14 protein-coding genes are annotated in these 14706 nt (G+C 61.4%); 2 read left to right on the top strand and 12 right to left on the bottom strand.

The genetic code is table 11. The features are described from left to right. Both VL202_RS02430 and VL202_RS02435 read right to left on the bottom strand, forming a co-directional pair. A partial coding sequence (locus VL202_RS02430) for an efflux RND transporter permease subunit (protein ID WP_325462592.1) occupies positions 1-396 on the bottom strand: 396 nt, incomplete at its 3' end. Continuing rightward, the gene (locus VL202_RS02435; RefSeq protein ID WP_325462593.1) at positions 393-1544 is read right to left on the bottom strand and encodes an efflux RND transporter periplasmic adaptor subunit; all 1152 of its coding nucleotides are present in this window, start codon (positions 1542-1544) and stop codon (positions 393-395) included. The genes VL202_RS02430 and VL202_RS02435, both read right to left, overlap by 4 nt. A 569-nt stretch (positions 1545-2113) precedes the next feature. On the opposite strand from VL202_RS02435, the gene VL202_RS02440 reads away from it, so the two are divergent. Continuing rightward, positions 2114-3331, top strand: coding sequence for an adenylate/guanylate cyclase domain-containing protein (locus VL202_RS02440; RefSeq protein WP_325462594.1), 1218 nt, complete (start codon positions 2114-2116; stop codon positions 3329-3331). Positions 3332-3358: 27 nt separating this feature from the next. On the opposite strand, the gene VL202_RS02445 is transcribed toward VL202_RS02440, so the two are convergent. From VL202_RS02445 to VL202_RS02490, 10 genes are all read right to left on the bottom strand, one after another. Next, complete coding sequence (locus VL202_RS02445) at positions 3359-3628, bottom strand: hypothetical protein (protein ID WP_325462595.1); 270 nt, start codon at positions 3626-3628, stop codon at positions 3359-3361. Positions 3629-3633: 5 nt separating this feature from the next. Beyond that, positions 3634-4062 carry a putative toxin-antitoxin system toxin component, PIN family gene (locus VL202_RS02450; protein WP_325462596.1) on the bottom strand — a complete coding sequence of 143 codons (429 nt, stop codon included), beginning with the start codon at positions 4060-4062 and terminating at the stop codon, positions 3634-3636. A gap of 57 nt (positions 4063-4119) precedes the next feature. Further along, entirely contained in the window at positions 4120-5190 is a 1071-nt protein-coding gene (locus VL202_RS02455) for a sn-glycerol-3-phosphate ABC transporter ATP-binding protein UgpC (RefSeq protein WP_325462597.1), read from the bottom strand. A gap of 4 nt (positions 5191-5194) precedes the next feature. After that, positions 5195-6028, bottom strand: coding sequence for a carbohydrate ABC transporter permease (locus VL202_RS02460; RefSeq protein ID WP_325462598.1), 834 nt, complete (start codon positions 6026-6028; stop codon positions 5195-5197). Positions 6029-6032: 4 nt separating this feature from the next. Then, entirely contained in the window at positions 6033-6971 is a 939-nt protein-coding gene (locus VL202_RS02465) for a sugar ABC transporter permease (RefSeq protein ID WP_325462599.1), read from the bottom strand. Positions 6972-7083: 112 nt separating this feature from the next. Further along, a complete protein-coding gene (locus VL202_RS02470) occupies positions 7084-8343 on the bottom strand; it encodes a sugar ABC transporter substrate-binding protein (RefSeq protein ID WP_325462600.1) in 1260 nt (419 codons plus the stop codon). Positions 8344-8384: 41 nt separating this feature from the next. Then, on the bottom strand, positions 8385-9557 hold the full coding sequence (locus VL202_RS02475; protein WP_325462601.1) for a PLP-dependent transferase: 1173 nt from the start codon (positions 9555-9557) through the stop codon (positions 8385-8387). Beyond that, a complete protein-coding gene (locus VL202_RS02480; RefSeq protein ID WP_325462602.1) occupies positions 9554-10273 on the bottom strand; it encodes a FadR/GntR family transcriptional regulator in 720 nt (239 codons plus the stop codon). The genes VL202_RS02475 and VL202_RS02480 overlap by 4 nt, the downstream gene beginning before the upstream one ends. Positions 10274-10463: 190 nt before the next feature. Next, positions 10464-12701 (bottom strand): methyl-accepting chemotaxis protein, encoded by a 2238-nt coding sequence (locus VL202_RS02485; RefSeq protein ID WP_325462603.1) that lies wholly within the window; start codon positions 12699-12701, stop codon positions 10464-10466. 166 nt (positions 12702-12867) lie between these two features. Then, positions 12868-13845 carry a LysR family transcriptional regulator gene (locus VL202_RS02490; RefSeq protein ID WP_325462604.1) on the bottom strand — a complete coding sequence of 326 codons (978 nt, stop codon included), beginning with the start codon at positions 13843-13845 and terminating at the stop codon, positions 12868-12870. Between the two features lie 108 nt (positions 13846-13953). Here VL202_RS02490 and VL202_RS02495 point away from each other — a divergent pair. Continuing rightward, the coding region (locus VL202_RS02495) for a N,N-dimethylformamidase beta subunit family domain-containing protein (RefSeq protein ID WP_325462605.1) at positions 13954-14706 on the top strand (753 nt) is incomplete at its 3' end.

The raw sequence follows: 14706 nt of genomic DNA on the forward strand, positions 1-14706 counted from the left end.
CGCCGTGGTGACGCCGATGCGGCGGACTTCTTCCGGCAGGCGCGGTTCGGCGATCGCCACGCGGTTCTGGACCAGCACCTGCGCCTTGTCGAGATCGGTGCCGAGCTTGAAGGTGACGGTCAGCGCCATCGATCCGTCGGCTGTCGAATAGGAGGACATGTAGAGCATGCCCTCGACGCCGTTGATTTCCTGCTCCAGCGGCGTCGAGACCGTGTTGGCGATCGTCTCGGCATCGGCGCCGGGATAGGCGGTGCGGATGACGATGGTCGGTGGCGCGATTTCCGGATATTGCGCGACGGGAAGCTGGAAATAGGCGATGCCACCGACGATCAGCAGGAAGATGGACACGACCGACGCGAAGATCGGCCGATCGACGAAGAAATGGGCAAATCTCATTGACCATTCTCCGTTGGCGCGGCTTCGGGCGGCAGGGTCACGAGCGTGGGATCGACGATGACGCCGGGGCGCAGCCGGGTCAGGCCGTTGACGACGATCGTCTCGTCGCCGGTCAATCCTTCACGAACGACCCGGTAGCCATAGAGCCTCGGTCCAAGCCGGACCTGTTTCGTCGAAAAGCTGCCATCGTCGGCAACGACATAGACGACGCGCTGGTCCTGATCCGAGCCGATCGCTTCGTCGGGTACGAGAATGCCCTGATAGGTGTTGGACGCGTTGACCTGGACACGGCCGAACAGGCCGGGCTGCAGGACGAAATCCGGATTGTCGAACCGGGCGCGCACGCGCATCGTTCCGGTTTCCTGATCGACGCGGTTTTCGGCGAAATCGAGCTTGCCCTTGAAGGGTTTCTCGGTCGAATCGGCGATAGTGACGGACACGTCCAGCGAGCCGCCGCCTTCCTGCAGGTCGCTACCGTGCTCGCGGGCGACGCGGGCATAGTTCAACAGGCGACGCTCATCGACATCGAAGTAGAAATCGATCGGATCGAGGGAAACGATCGTCGTCAGCGCCGTCTGGTCGGCCTGGACGAGATTGCCCACCGAGATCAGGCGACGATCGATGCGGCCGGAAAGCGGCGCCTTGATGACCGTATATTCCATGTCGAGCCTGGCGCGCGCCAGGCTTGCCTCGGCGCCACGGATATTGGCCTGAGCCGACCGCAGTTCGCGGCGACGATCATCAAGGACCGAGACGGCGAGCGTGCCCTTTTGCACGAGCGATTCCGTGCGGGCGAATTCGGATTCGGCGAAGGTCAGCGTCGACTTGGCGACTTCCTGCGAGGAGGTGGCGATATCGAGCGCGGTCCGGAAGGGGCGCTGGTCGATGACGAAGAGCTGGTCGCCGTTCTTCACCATGGCGCCGTCCTTGAAGTCGATCCGGTCCAGATACCCGCCGACGCGGGAACGCAACGTCACCTCGTCGACAGGCTCGAAGCGGCCGATGAATTCGTCGCTGTCGATGACATCACGAACCACCGGCTTCGCGACGGTCACGGCGGCCTTGGGTTGCTCCTGCGCCCCTGAAGGGGCTGCAGTCAGGGTTGTGGAGAAGAGCAATATCGCCGGAACCAGCCAGTGTCGTACCATCTGCAAGCCCTCTGAAGCGCATCGAGTTGAATATACCGTGCAGCCGCACGGAGCTGTTCGCGAAGATTGCCTCTGGTCGATCTTTGCCGAACTTGAGACAGCATGCCGGGCAGTCGGGACACGGGTAGACCAACTGCGGATCGTTTGAAATTTACAGGTATTTCAAGTCTGCAGACTGGGTTTTTCATAACGTGCGCCGAGCCGATTTCGGGGGTCTTCCCAAGATCGGCATTCGCATTTCGGGGACAGCTTACATTATTCGGATTGCCTGTCATCCCGGAAATAGCGGGACCGGGCAAGCAGGCTCTGTTTAAGATTTTTCTTCTATACTCAGTCTCTTGCCGTATACGGATACAGCCGCGGTACGGCAGGCGGCGCGATAGAAAATTTCGGGTAGCCGCTTGTCTTTCGCAAGCGGGTTTCCCATATGCCGCCTCCAGCCTTCCGTCCGCCTGCCGGACATCTCCGAACGACACACCCCGAACCGACCCCGCATGCCCTCAAATCCGTTCCGGATGTCAGGTCTATGCTCTAAAGATATGATGACCCCGGAAATCAGGACGACCGACATGAACGCAAACGATATCGGAGAGATTTCCGCCTGGTTGACGACGCAGGGTCTGAAGGGCACCGACGAGATGGATATCGTCAATGGCTTCTGCCAGCGCGCCCGCGCCGTCGGCATGCGGCTCGATCGCGGCCTGGCGCTGATCGACACGCTGCATCCCGTCTATGAAGGACGGGCCTTCCAGTGGGACAGCAAGGAACCGGTGCGGGGCGCGTTCGAATATGGTCCGACGAACGAGGGCGTTTCGGCGGAAAACTGGGAACGGTCGGCCTTTTTCCACCTGCGCGAGAACAACGAGAGTGAAATCCGCCGCCGCATCGGCTTTGGCGATCCCATCGACTTCTTCGGGCTCGATACGCTGGTTGCTGCCGGCCATCAGGACTTTATCGCGATGATCCATCGCTTCGCGCAGGACAGCCATATCGGCGACATGGACTGTTTCTACTCCCAATGGACGACCATGGACGCGGGTGGTTTTCGCGATGACGACATTGCAGCGCTTCGCCAACTCGTTCCCGTCCTGGCGCTGGCGATCAAGTCCGGCTCGCTGACGCGGATTTCGCGCACCATCGCCGAGGTCTATCTCGGCGAGGACGCGGCCAAGCAGGTGCTCGAAGGCCGCATCTCGCGCGGCAAGGCGGAGCGAATCTCGGCGGTCCTGTGGTTCTCCGACCTGCAGAACTATACCCGCATTTCCGACAATCTCGCGCCGGACGAGATCATTCCTTTCCTCAACGACTACGCCGACGCGGTGATCTCCTCGATCCATGAGGCCGGCGGCAATGTGCTGAAGCTGATCGGCGACGGCACGTTGGCGATTTTCAAGGCCGAGGAGCGCGAGGATGCCTGTGCCCGCGCGCTGGTCGCCGAGAAAAGCCTGCGCGAGAAGCTGAAGGGCCTGAACCAGCGGCGCATGCTCGAGGGCCGCCCGGTGACGGAGGTCTATCTCGGCCTGCACATCGGCGACGTCTTCTATGGCAATATCGGTTCCAGCGACCGCCTCGACTTCACCGTCATCGGCCCGGCGGTCAACGAGGTCAGCCGTATCGCCTCGATGTGCCGCTTCATCGACCGCAGCGTCATCATGTCGTCGCAATTCGTTGCCGCCGCACCGCCGCCACGCGGTTCCGAGGTCGTGTCGATCGGCCGTTATGCCCTGCGCGGCGTCAAACGCGCGCAGGAACTGTTCACGCTGCTGCCGCTGGACGTGGTGGACTAGCGCCACCAGCGCGCAATTGTTGCGCCGTTATCTTTTCGAACGCTTGGCCGTTGTCTGTTCAGGAAGCTCGTCGCCAGGATCCGGAGCGATATCAGGGGTGCGAGCCAGAATCGCCAGCGCGTCCTCGACATTTCCGCTGGCCGACCGCTTCTTCAGGCCGATGATGGCACGGCGGTGGCCGATTCCATCGGCGATGAAGGCCGCAAGCAATTGATTCAGCGAAATGTTGTCGTCGGCTGCTGCCTGCTTTGCTTCCTCCATGACATGGTCAGCAAGTCTCAATGGATATGTGCTCATATCTGTCACTTCCTTCCTTCATGTCGAGCAACGAATTCACCTGCTCCGCTGACGATGATTCCAAATGCCTCGACGGCTGGGTGCCGAAAATGCTTGTCTCTCGTCACGATCGTATCTGCGCCGGCCGCAAGGGCGCATTCAATATAGAGATCGTCTTTCGGATCATCCAGGAATGGCCTGAAGCGAAACCAGGGCGAAATCAGGTTTGCCCGGCTAAAGACCGCATCGAGTACGATATCAATCTCGCCGTGGCTGATCCACGGATCGCTTCCGAGGATTTTCGGACGTTTCAAGACATCTTCGTATTCAAGCGCGACCGCGGGCGAGATTGCGAACGCGATCGTGCCGCCGAGCATCTGCCTGAGGAGATAGTGAGACGCCCCGTTCGACGAACGCAATGCGGACAACATGACATTGGCATCCACGACGATCATGGCTTAAATTGATATTACATATGATATCATGTCAAGGGAGCGCGGATTCGCTCATGCCTAAACCTTCCGGCCCTCTTCGTTGAAGAAATGCAGGTTCTGCACCGGCAGCCGGACGGGGACCTCGCCGTGCATGCCGAGGAAGCGGCGGTCGAGGGTGAAGGCCTTGAAGGTGGCGGGGCCGAGCTTCAGATGGACGATGATGCCGAAGCCGGTCGGTTCGACCAGTTCGACGGTTGCCGTCATGGCATCCGGGCCTTCGGCGCCGAGAATGACGTGTTCCGGCCGGATGCCGAGCGTGGCGCGGCTGCCGTCGGTGAGATTGGCGGTGCCGCCAAGCGGCAGGATGCCACCGCCGGTGAGGGCAAAACTCGCCGTATCGCCATTGACCATGTAGCGGCCTTCGAAGAAATTCATGCCCGGCGAGCCGATGAAACCGGCCACGAAGAGGTTGGCCGGATTGTCGTAGAGTTCGAGCGGGCTGCCGACCTGCTGGATGACGCCGCCATGCATGGCGACAATGCGGTCGGCCAGCGTCATGGCCTCGATCTGGTCGTGGGTGACGTAGATCGAGGTGGCGCCGAGGTCCTGGTGCAGCTTCTTGATTTCAGCCCGCATCTGTTCGCGCAGGCGGGCGTCGAGGTTCGACAGCGGCTCGTCGAACAGGAAGGCCTTCGGCTCGCGCACGATGGCGCGACCCATGGCGACGCGCTGGCGCTGGCCGCCGGACAGCGCCTTCGGCCTGCGTTCCATCAGCGGATCGAGGCCGAGCTTGCCGGCGGCGCCGGCCACCACTGCGGCGATCTTCTCCTTGGCGATCTTTCTCAGCCGCAGGCTGTAGCTCATGTTCTTCGCCACGCTCATATGCGGATAGAGCGCATAGGACTGGAACACCATGGCGATGTCGCGATCCTTCGGCGCGAGGTCATTGACGCGCTTGCCGTCGATACGGATCTCGCCATCGGTGACGGCCTCAAGGCCCGCGATCATCCGCAGCAGCGTGGACTTGCCGCAGCCGGACGGGCCGACGAGAACGACGAACTCGCCGTCCCTGATGTCGAGATCGACGCCATGCAGCACCGGATGGATGCCGTAGGATTTGTGGATGTTGGAAATATCGATCGATGCCATGGGATCAGCCTTTCACGGCGCCGGCCGTCAGGCCCTGCACGAGGTAACGTTGGATCAACAGGAAGAACAGGCAGGCCGGGATCAGCGCGAGCACGCCTGCCGCCATCATCTGTCCGAAGTCGACCGAGAATTTGGATACGAAAGAGAGCAACCCGACCGGGAAGGTCGCCGCGTCGTTTCCGGAAATGAGCATCAGAGAGAACAGGAGTTCGCTCCAGGCGGCCGTGAAGACGAAGCCGAGCGTGGCGGCAATGCCCGGCAGCGTCAGGGGCAGGATGATCTGCCGGAAGGCGACGAACTGGGTGGCGCCGTCGATCATTGCGGCCTCCTCCAGGTCCTTCGGTATGCCATCGAAGAAGGACTGCATGAGGAAGGTGGCGAAGGGCACGTTGAAGGCGGTGTAGACGATCACAAGGCCGGTCAGGCTGTTGGTAAGGCCGAGCGGCGACAGCATCTTGAAGATCGGCGCCACCAGCATCACCAGCGGGAACATCTGGGTCAGCAGCATCAGCGTCACGATCCAGTATTTGCCGCGAAAATTGAAGCGCGACATCGCGTAGCCGGCAAGCGAGGCAAGAATCGTAACGATGATGGCGGTCGAGCCGGAGACGATCAGGCTGTTCTTGAAGAAGGTCGGGAATTCGCTGTGCTTCAGCACGAAATCGAAATGCTCGAAGCTGGTTCGCGACGGCCACATCCGGATGCCTTCGGAATAGAGCAGCTTGTTGGGCGTGACCGAGACCTTCAGGAGCCAGTAGAGCGGGAACAGCGCAAAGACGATATAGCCGAGGATGGCCAACCGATGGGCGATGACGGAGATGATGCGTTTTGCGGTCATGATCTCAATCCTTGCTCAGGAGCCATTGCCGCAAGACGACGATCAGCATGGAATAGGTGATGAGCAGCACCAGAAGAACGAGCGCGATGGCCGATGCATAGCCGAAGTCCAGCCGCTTGAAGGCCTGGGTGAAGATGTAGCTGGCGACGATCTGGCTGCGGTCGGCCGGGCCGCCATTGGTCATGACGATGATCAGGTCGGCGAAATTGGAGATCCAGACCGTGCGCAGCAGGACCGTGATGGCGATGGTCGGCGCAAGGAACGGCAGGGTGATCGACAGGAACCTCTGCACCGGCCCGGCGCCGTCGATGCTGGCCGCTTCATAAAGATCGCGCGGGATCGCCTGGAGGGCGGCGAGCAGCGTGATGGCGAAGAAAGGAATGCCCCACCAGACATTGGCGATGATCGGTCCCCACATGGAAAGCTGCGGGTCGGAGAGGATGTTGAGGGGTTCGCTCATCAGGCCAAGCGAGAACATCCAGTGCGGCAGCGGACCGACGACGGGATTGAACAGCCAGGCCCAGTTGAGCCCGGCAAGGAAGCTCGGCACGGCCCAGGGCAGGAAGACGAGCGCCTGGACGATGCCACGGCCGTAGAAGGGCTTGTCGAGAAGAAGGGCGAGGATCAGGCCGAAGACGAACTGCAGCAGCACGGACCAACCGGTCCACCACAGCGTGTTCTTGAGCGCCCGATAGAAATTCTGGTCCTGCGACAGCGTCTTGAAATGATCGATGCCGATGAAGCCGCCGGAAAACGGATTGAGCAACTGGATATCGCGGAAGGCATAGGAAATGCCGAGCACCAGCGGCACCAGCATGACGGTGACGATCAGGATCAGCGCAGGCGCTGTGTAGAGATAGGGCGCGGACGCATCGGCCAGGCGCTTTTTCAGCGGCCGCTGGTCTGTGCGCGGACCGCTGGTGCGGGCTGCAGGTGAAGCCATCGTCAAATATTTCCGTTTCGCGGCAGGCCTTCAAGGGGTGCCGTGTTTCCAGTCGGGAATGAGCCGCAGGCAGACGACGTCATGTCGCTGCCTGCGGTTAAAGGCTGATGACTTACTTGCTCGCGAGGAACTTCTTTTGAGCAGCGGTCATGTATTCAGCCCATTGCTTGGCCATGTCTTCCGGCGTGATGTCGCCGAGCATGGCTTCCTGGCTTGTCTTGATCGCCATCGAATCCTTGAAGAAGGCAAATTCTTCCAGGTAGGTCGGCATGACGGTCGGGACGGCGTCCTTGTCCGCCAGTTCCTCGAACCAGCCCTTGAACTGCTCGGTGGCGAAGAAGGGGTCCTTCTCGGCGGATTTCAGGGCCGGCAGCGCGCCGATCTTCTTGTTCCACTCGATATTGCCTTCCGGGCCTTCGAGCGTAGCGATCAGCTTCCAGGCCAGGTCCTTGTTTTCGCTGGCCGACATCATCGACCAGCCGGCAAAACCGATGGTCGGGAAGGTCTTGCCGGACGGGCCCTTCGGCATGGTGGTGACGCCGTAATCGGCCGCATCCATGCGTTCCGCAATGGCAATCAGGGCGTCCGGATCCTGGTCGAGCATGGCGCAGGTTCCGGTGTAGAAGCCCGCGACGATCTCGTTGAATCCCCAGTTGACGCTGTCCTTCGGCGCATAGCCGTTCTTGTAAAGGTCTGTCAGCCAGGTGAAGCCCTTGACCCAACCCTCTTCCGAGAACTTCGACGTGCCGTCGGCGTTAAAGTAGGTGTTGTCGCCAGCCATCGTGGCGCCCATCATCATCCAGCCGTTGAGGCCGCCGGGACCGCCGCGCATGCAATAGGCATATTTGCCCGGCAGCTTCTTGATCTTCTCGGCGGCGGCGACAAAGTCGTCCATCGTCTTCGGCGGTCCATCGACGCCGGCCTCGGTGAAGATCTTCTTGTTGTAGAACATGGCGCGCAGATAGAAGCCGTAAGGCAACATATAGGCCGTGTCCTTGACGTCGCGGCCGAGTTCGAGCGCGCGATCGGTCAGTTGGGGCGTGTGTTCCCAGTCCTTGAGGTAGGGCTCAAGGCTTTCGAGCATGCCATTGTTGGCGTAGAGCGACAGCCAGGTGTCCGGCATTTCCATGACGTCGGGGATTTCACCGGCCGAGGCCATGGTCGCGAACTTCTGGAAGGCTTCGCCCCAGGGCAGGGAAATGACCTCGACGGTCGTGCCCGGGTTTGCCGCTTCGAACTTCGCGACGATGGACTTCAGGGTCTCGGTGCGTTCCGGGCTGGTGATGACTTCCACCAGCTTGAGCTTGGTATCGGCAAGGGCGGTGCCTGCCATCAGCGTGGCGAACAGTGTCGCCGCAATCAGTGTCCTCATGTTCGTTTCCCCTTTTTGTGTGGAGTGGTTGCTTCTTGTCGTCAGCCTACTGATGCGGCAGCGATTGCCGCTTCGATATCGCTCCAGAGGGCCTCCGTTCCCTCCAGGCCGACATGGAGCCGTACTGACCGCGGGCTGATGCCGAAGGCGACCGCGGAATTCGGTTGTGCTTTTTGTGACAGGACCACTTCGCCCGGCACGATCAGGCTCTCGTGTCCACCCCAGCTGACGCCGAGCTTGAACAGGTTGAGGTGATCGGAGAAGGTGCGGACGTTGATGCCCTCCTTGAAAATGAACGAGAACAGGCCGGACGTGCCCTTGAGACCCGCCGGCAGGTGGTTAGCAAGACCGGGATAGTTGACGGATTCAACGGCGTCATGCGCCTGCAGTCGCCTGGCGATCGTCGTCGCCGATTGTTCATGCGCCTTCATACGGATCGGCAGGGTGCGCATGCCGCGAATGAGAAGCCAGGCGTCGAACGGCGAGAGCTTGCCGCCGAGATAGGGATAGGCTTCGGCACGGATGCGGCCGATCATCTCCTTCGAACCGGCGACGACACCGGCGACGACATCGCTGTGGCCGCCGAGATATTTCGAGGCCGAATGAATGACCAGATCGACGCCGAGCGAAATCGGCTGCTGGAAGATCGGGCTTGCCCAGCTGTTGTCGATGGTGGTGATGACGCCGTGCTTCTTGGCCAGGGCCGCGAGCGCTGCGACATCGTGGGTTTCCATCACCCAGCTTGTCGGGCTTTCGAGATAGAGCAGCTTGGCGCCGGGCAGGACCTTGGCGACCGCGTCCTCGTCGCGGCCATCGACATAGGTGACCTCGATGTTCATGCGCTTGAAGAAGGTGCCGAAAAGCCGGAACGCATCGGGATAGAGATGCTTGACGGCGACGATGCGGTCGCCCGGCTGCACGAAGGACAGGACCGTCGACGAGATCGCTGACATACCGCTAGCAAAGCCCATCGCGTCTTCGGCACCTTCGAGCCTGGCCAGCATCTCCTCGAACATGCGCACGGTCGGATTGAGGCCCCGCGTGTAGATCGGCCTGACCTTTTCGCCGCGATAGGACGAGACCATGTCGTCGTAGTCGGTGAAGGTGAAGAGCGAGGTCTGCACGATCGGCGGCACGACGGCATCGTAGGCATTGCTCATGTCGTGGGCGACGATGAGGGAGGCTTCCTCGAACGGATCGAACCCGTTGCTCATTTGGACATTTCCTTGATGTCTTCCTCGACGATGGTGAGGATTTTCAGTGTCTCGGCACGCGCCCCTTCCGGATCGCCCGCGGCGATGGCGTTGAAGAGGGTGCGGTGGAACGGAAAGGAGCGGCGGGCGAAATCCGGCCGGTCGAAAGGCTTTTCCCAGAACTGCTCGAAGGCGCCGCGCATCTGTTCGAGCAATTGCTTGAACAGCGGATTGTGGGTGGCGTCGTAGATCGCGAGGTGGAAGGCGAGGTCCTCCGGGCCGGACGTGCCCCTGGACAGGTGCACCCGCTCCATTTCGTCCAGCTTCTGCTCGATGGTGACGAGATCGCTGGCCGTGCGCATGCGGGCGGCGACCATGCCGGCCTCGCATTCGATACCGCGCCGGACCTCGAGCGTTTTCAACAGCACGTCGCGCAGGTGGCTGGCGTCGAGCGACAGCGGCATGTGGATGGTCGCGCCGGAAATGGGTTTCAGCAGATAGGTGCCGCTGCCCTTGCGCGCTTCCATGACGCCGAGCGCCTGGAAATGGCGGATGACCTCGCGAATGGTCGAGCGGCCGACGGCAAGGTCCGCCATCAGTTCCCGTTCGGCAGGAAGCCGGTCACCGGGAATGAGGTTCGAGCGCTGGATATAGTCCGCAACAGCGGCGGTCACCTGCTGTACCCGGTCCGCCGGGGGCAGGGGGGCAAGTGCTGCTCGTGCATCGCCGTGCTTCATTGTCCGCTTTCCAGCTGAAACCAAAATTGGTCTGACATCTGAGCAATAGTGCAAATCGTAATGCGTGCGTCAAGCCGCGGATGAGGCGCGCAACGAAATTTTTGCGCAAACGACAACGCCGGGCCTCTCGGCCCGGCGTTGTCGGTTCTGTTTGCTTGTCAGTCTGTCCGGATGAAGCCGGGTCTGGCGGTCAGAATTCTTCCCAGTTGTCGGTGGCAACGGCGGCCGAACCAAACGACTTGGCGACCCGCGCCGTCATCTTGTGGACGGGCGATGCTGCGGCAGCGGGTGTGGTTCTGGCCTGCAGATGGGATGACGTGGAACGCAAGACCGCAACCGCCGTATTTGCATTGTCCGCCAGTGCGAACCGGCCGATCAACTCGCGAAGACGTCCGGCCTCGGTTGCAAGCGTTGCGCCGGCGGCATTGGCTTCCTCGACCATTGCAGCATTCTGCTGCGTCACCTGGTCCATCTGGTTGACGGCAGTGTTGACCTCCGACAGGCCGACCGACTGTTCGCGCGCCGATGTTGTGATCGCATCCATGTGCTGGTTGATGGAGACGATGAAGTCCTCGATCGTCTTCAACGACTGGCCCGTCTGGCTGACGAGCTTGACGCCGTTTTCAACTTCCGTGGTGGAATTGCGGATAAGGTCCTTGATCTCCTTGGCGGCCTTCGCGGACCGCTGGGCGAGTTCACGCACTTCCTGTGCGACGACGGCAAACCCCTTGCCGGCATCGCCCGCACGGGCCGCCTCGACCCCGGCGTTCAGGGCGAGCAGGTTCGTCTGGAAGGCGATTTCATCGATGACGCTGATGATGTTGGAAATCTGCGCCGAGGAATTCTCGATCTTGCCCATGGCATCGACCGCGTTGGCGACGACATCGCCGGAGCGGCGCGCGCTTTCGTTTGCCTGGATGGCGACGCCACGCGCTTCCTCGGCGCGCTTGGACGAGTTGGAGACGTTGGCAGTGATCTCATCCAGGGCCGCGGCGGTTTCTTCAAGCGACGCGGCCTGCTGTTCCGTGCGTCGCGAAAGATCATCGGCGCTCTGGCTGATTTCACGCGATCCGCTGTCGATCGAGTTCGTAGCTTGGGAAACGGAGGTCAGGGTTTCGCGCAACTGATCGACGGCCTGGTTGAAGTCGGTGCGCAAGGCCTCGAAATCCGAGGCAAAAGGCTCGCGCAGTCTGTACGACAAATCGCCCGCGGCAAGATGTTTCAGGCCATCGGCAAGTCCACCGGTCGCCTGCGCCATCGCGGCGGCAATTTCGCGTTCCTTGTCGGCATTCTGGCGGCGTTGCTCTTCCGTCTGGTTGCGGTGGTAGTCCGCGTCCTGTTCCAGTTCGCGTGCCTTCAGACCGTTCTGCTTGAACACTTCGACGGCCTGCGCCATTGCGCCGATCTCGTCGCTGCGCTCCTGTCCCTTGATCTCGGACTGCAGATCGCCCGCCGCGAGCTTTGCCATGGTGGCGGTGATGCGCGACAGGGTGCCGGCCAGCGACCGGGCGAACAACAGGAAACCAATGAGGGAAAGTCCGGATACCAGGACAGTGCCGATGACCGTCGTCCAGATGGCCTCGCTACCGCTATCGACGATTTCGGTGACATTGGACGCGATTTCCAGCACGCCGACGGTCTTGCCGGAATAGTTGCTGAACGGAACGGCATCGACGAAATAGTGCTTGCCATCCTGGGAGATGCTCTGCTGGATCGACTTGCCGTCGAGGGCGGCCTTCAGCTGCTCGTCGGTGAGAAGGGATTTTTCGCCCAGGGTCGCGGCCTGAAGCTGGAGCTTGTCGTCGACCATGATATGGACGGCGATGGCGCCGCCGATCTTGTCGGCCAGCGGAGCGAAATATTTGTTGGTGAGCGCGGTGCCGACATCGACAACGCCGACGGTCTTGCCATCGCGCACCACCGGAGCGGAGGCGAACATGCTGACGGCGGCACGGCCCGGTTCCGTCCCGGCAACGAGCTTGCCGGTCGCAAGCGCTTCGACGACGGTCTTGCGTCGTCCCGTCATGTCGTCGCCGAACTTTTCAGGCGTGTGAATGCGTGCGACGGCTTCACCCTTGGCATTGATGAAGGTCATCAGCGACAGGCCGCCGTCGCTGACGATGGCGGGCAGGCTGCCGGCATATCTGGCGATAATGGCGTCTCGCTCGCCCTTCTCGATCAATTGACCCGTTTCGGGTTCGCCGGCAATTGCCAGCGCCAATGCGGAGGCCGCCTTTTTCTGCGCATCCATGTCGTTCTGGACCAGGGCGAGGTCGTTGTCCGCCTTGCTCTGGGCTGCTTCGTTCGCCATCTGCGACTGCTGATACCAGGCGGAACCACCGATGGCCGCGCTGGAAAACAGCACCGCCGCAAACCCGTAGGCGGTTATCTTGATCCACAACGGGCGCTTAATCTTAACTTCGGACATGTCCATCTCCAGAAAGAGGTTGTTCCCCGACAACCGTGTCTGCGCGAACACCTAACGATGAATGTTCAATTTTACGTAAATCTTTTCGTACCCTTAACGCCGAAAGATGGGGCGTCGTGCCGGCTTTCCCGATCGCAATGACGGGCCTATTCCGCTGCCGGCCTGGCTATGACAAGATCTTGGGATAGGTTCGTTCCGAAAGCGGCGTCGCCTCGATGGCGGCAGCCAGGCGTTCGGTCAGCAGCGTTTCAGCCCGGCTGCTTCGGCTCACGCGCTTCGTGACCAGATAGACGTCGGCTGCCGGCGGGTTTTCATAGGGCGGCAACTGCCAGAGCTGACGGGCCTCGATATCAGCCGTTACGACGTGGATCGGCAGTGGGCCGAAACCGAAGCCTGCCTTGATCAGCCGCCTGACCTCTTCCAGGTTGGAGAACAACCCGAGTATCTGGCCGGTAAAATTCTCCCGTTGCCGCAGGCGAGCGACCGGCGCCAGTGCGCCGCCGAGATGATCGGTCTTGAAGGACACGTAATCGAGGCCGGCGAGGTCACGCGTTTCGACACCGGTCTTGCCGAAGAGAGGATGGCCGGGCGCGCAGAAGAAGCCGAAATGCTCGCGATACAGCACGGTATAGTCGAGATCCGGATGCCGCTCATGAGCAAGGCAGATGCCGAGGCAGGTTTGTCCGCTCAAAACCGCCTCGATCACGTTCCGGCTGGCGGAAACCGTCGTCGAGAAGGTGACGCGCGGGAAGGTCTTGTGGAAATCGGCGAGGTAATGATCGAGAAACAGGCATTCGATATGGCTGGCGAAAGCCATTTCGACATGACCGGTGACGAGATCCGGATCATCCTTGATGAGATCGGGCAGACCGGTGACGATGTTGCGCATGGCCAGGCATTCGGCATAGAGCCGTTCGCCGGCCGGCGTCATGCGGAAATGATTGGCGGAACGGTCGATCAACCGGCATGCCATATGGCTTTCGAGGCGGCGCAGCGCGTTGCTGATGGTCGGCTGCTTGAGCAGCAACCTGTGGCCGGCCGCCGTCAGGCTCTTCTCCTCGACGATCACCGTGAAGGTGCGCAGGAGGTTCCAGTCGATCTCCCAGACGAACCGGCGTCTCGGACTGGGCGGGGAACCGGGCATGGGCGACCTCATTCATTTCGTGAATGCTGAGGCTTCACCTAAAGTATTTGTCTGCCCAGGTCCATTGTGGTTTGATCGATCCTACCGGCAGACCGAACGAGGCATCAGGTGACGGGCAGAGGCGATGTTTTCCCCGATTTCGGACTGAGCGTCGAACAGCGCCGCGCGGCCGTGCGCGGCCATTATTACGAAACGCCGGGCATGGACGGCGCTCGTGGCGAAATCTGGTGCTACACCCGCTCCTGGACCTATGCGCCGGGTGCCAAGGTCGATCTGCATATCAGCTCGACGGCCGCCACCTGCCGGCTGGAGATCGTCCGCGACGGTGGCGTCGAGACGAGCGTTTACGGCGCCGAAGGGGTCGCGACCACCTGGCAGGAAACGCCGGACCAGGTCTCCGTCCTGGGTTGCGGCTGGGAGCCGACTTTTTCGTTCCGGGTCCATGAAAGCTGGCCATCCGGCGCCTACCGGATCACCTTGACGGCCAATGGCCGCGACGGAAAGCCAATCACCTGCCACCATCTCATCATCGTGCTGCCGAAGCCCGGCCGCAAGCCTGGCCGTATCCTGCAGGTCGCCGCGACCGGAACTTGGGCGGCCTACAACACCTGGGGCGGATCGAACCATTATCAGGGCATTACCGGCCCGAACCGCGACCAGTTCGCCACCACCATCAGTATGGAGCGCCCGTTCTGCCGGGGCTTCGTCATGCTGCCGGATGATGCGCCGCGGGTGCCGCTGGAGGTCAGCCTGCCGCCGGGCACGGTGCCGCGCTACCCGCATATGGAATGGGCCTACGCCAACGGCTATTCCAAGAAATATGCGTCCTCCGGCTGGGCAAGCTATGACAGCCGCTTCTTC

This window comes from Pararhizobium sp., from assembly GCF_035497515.1.
Classification (GTDB): Bacteria; Pseudomonadota; Alphaproteobacteria; order Rhizobiales; family Rhizobiaceae; genus Pararhizobium.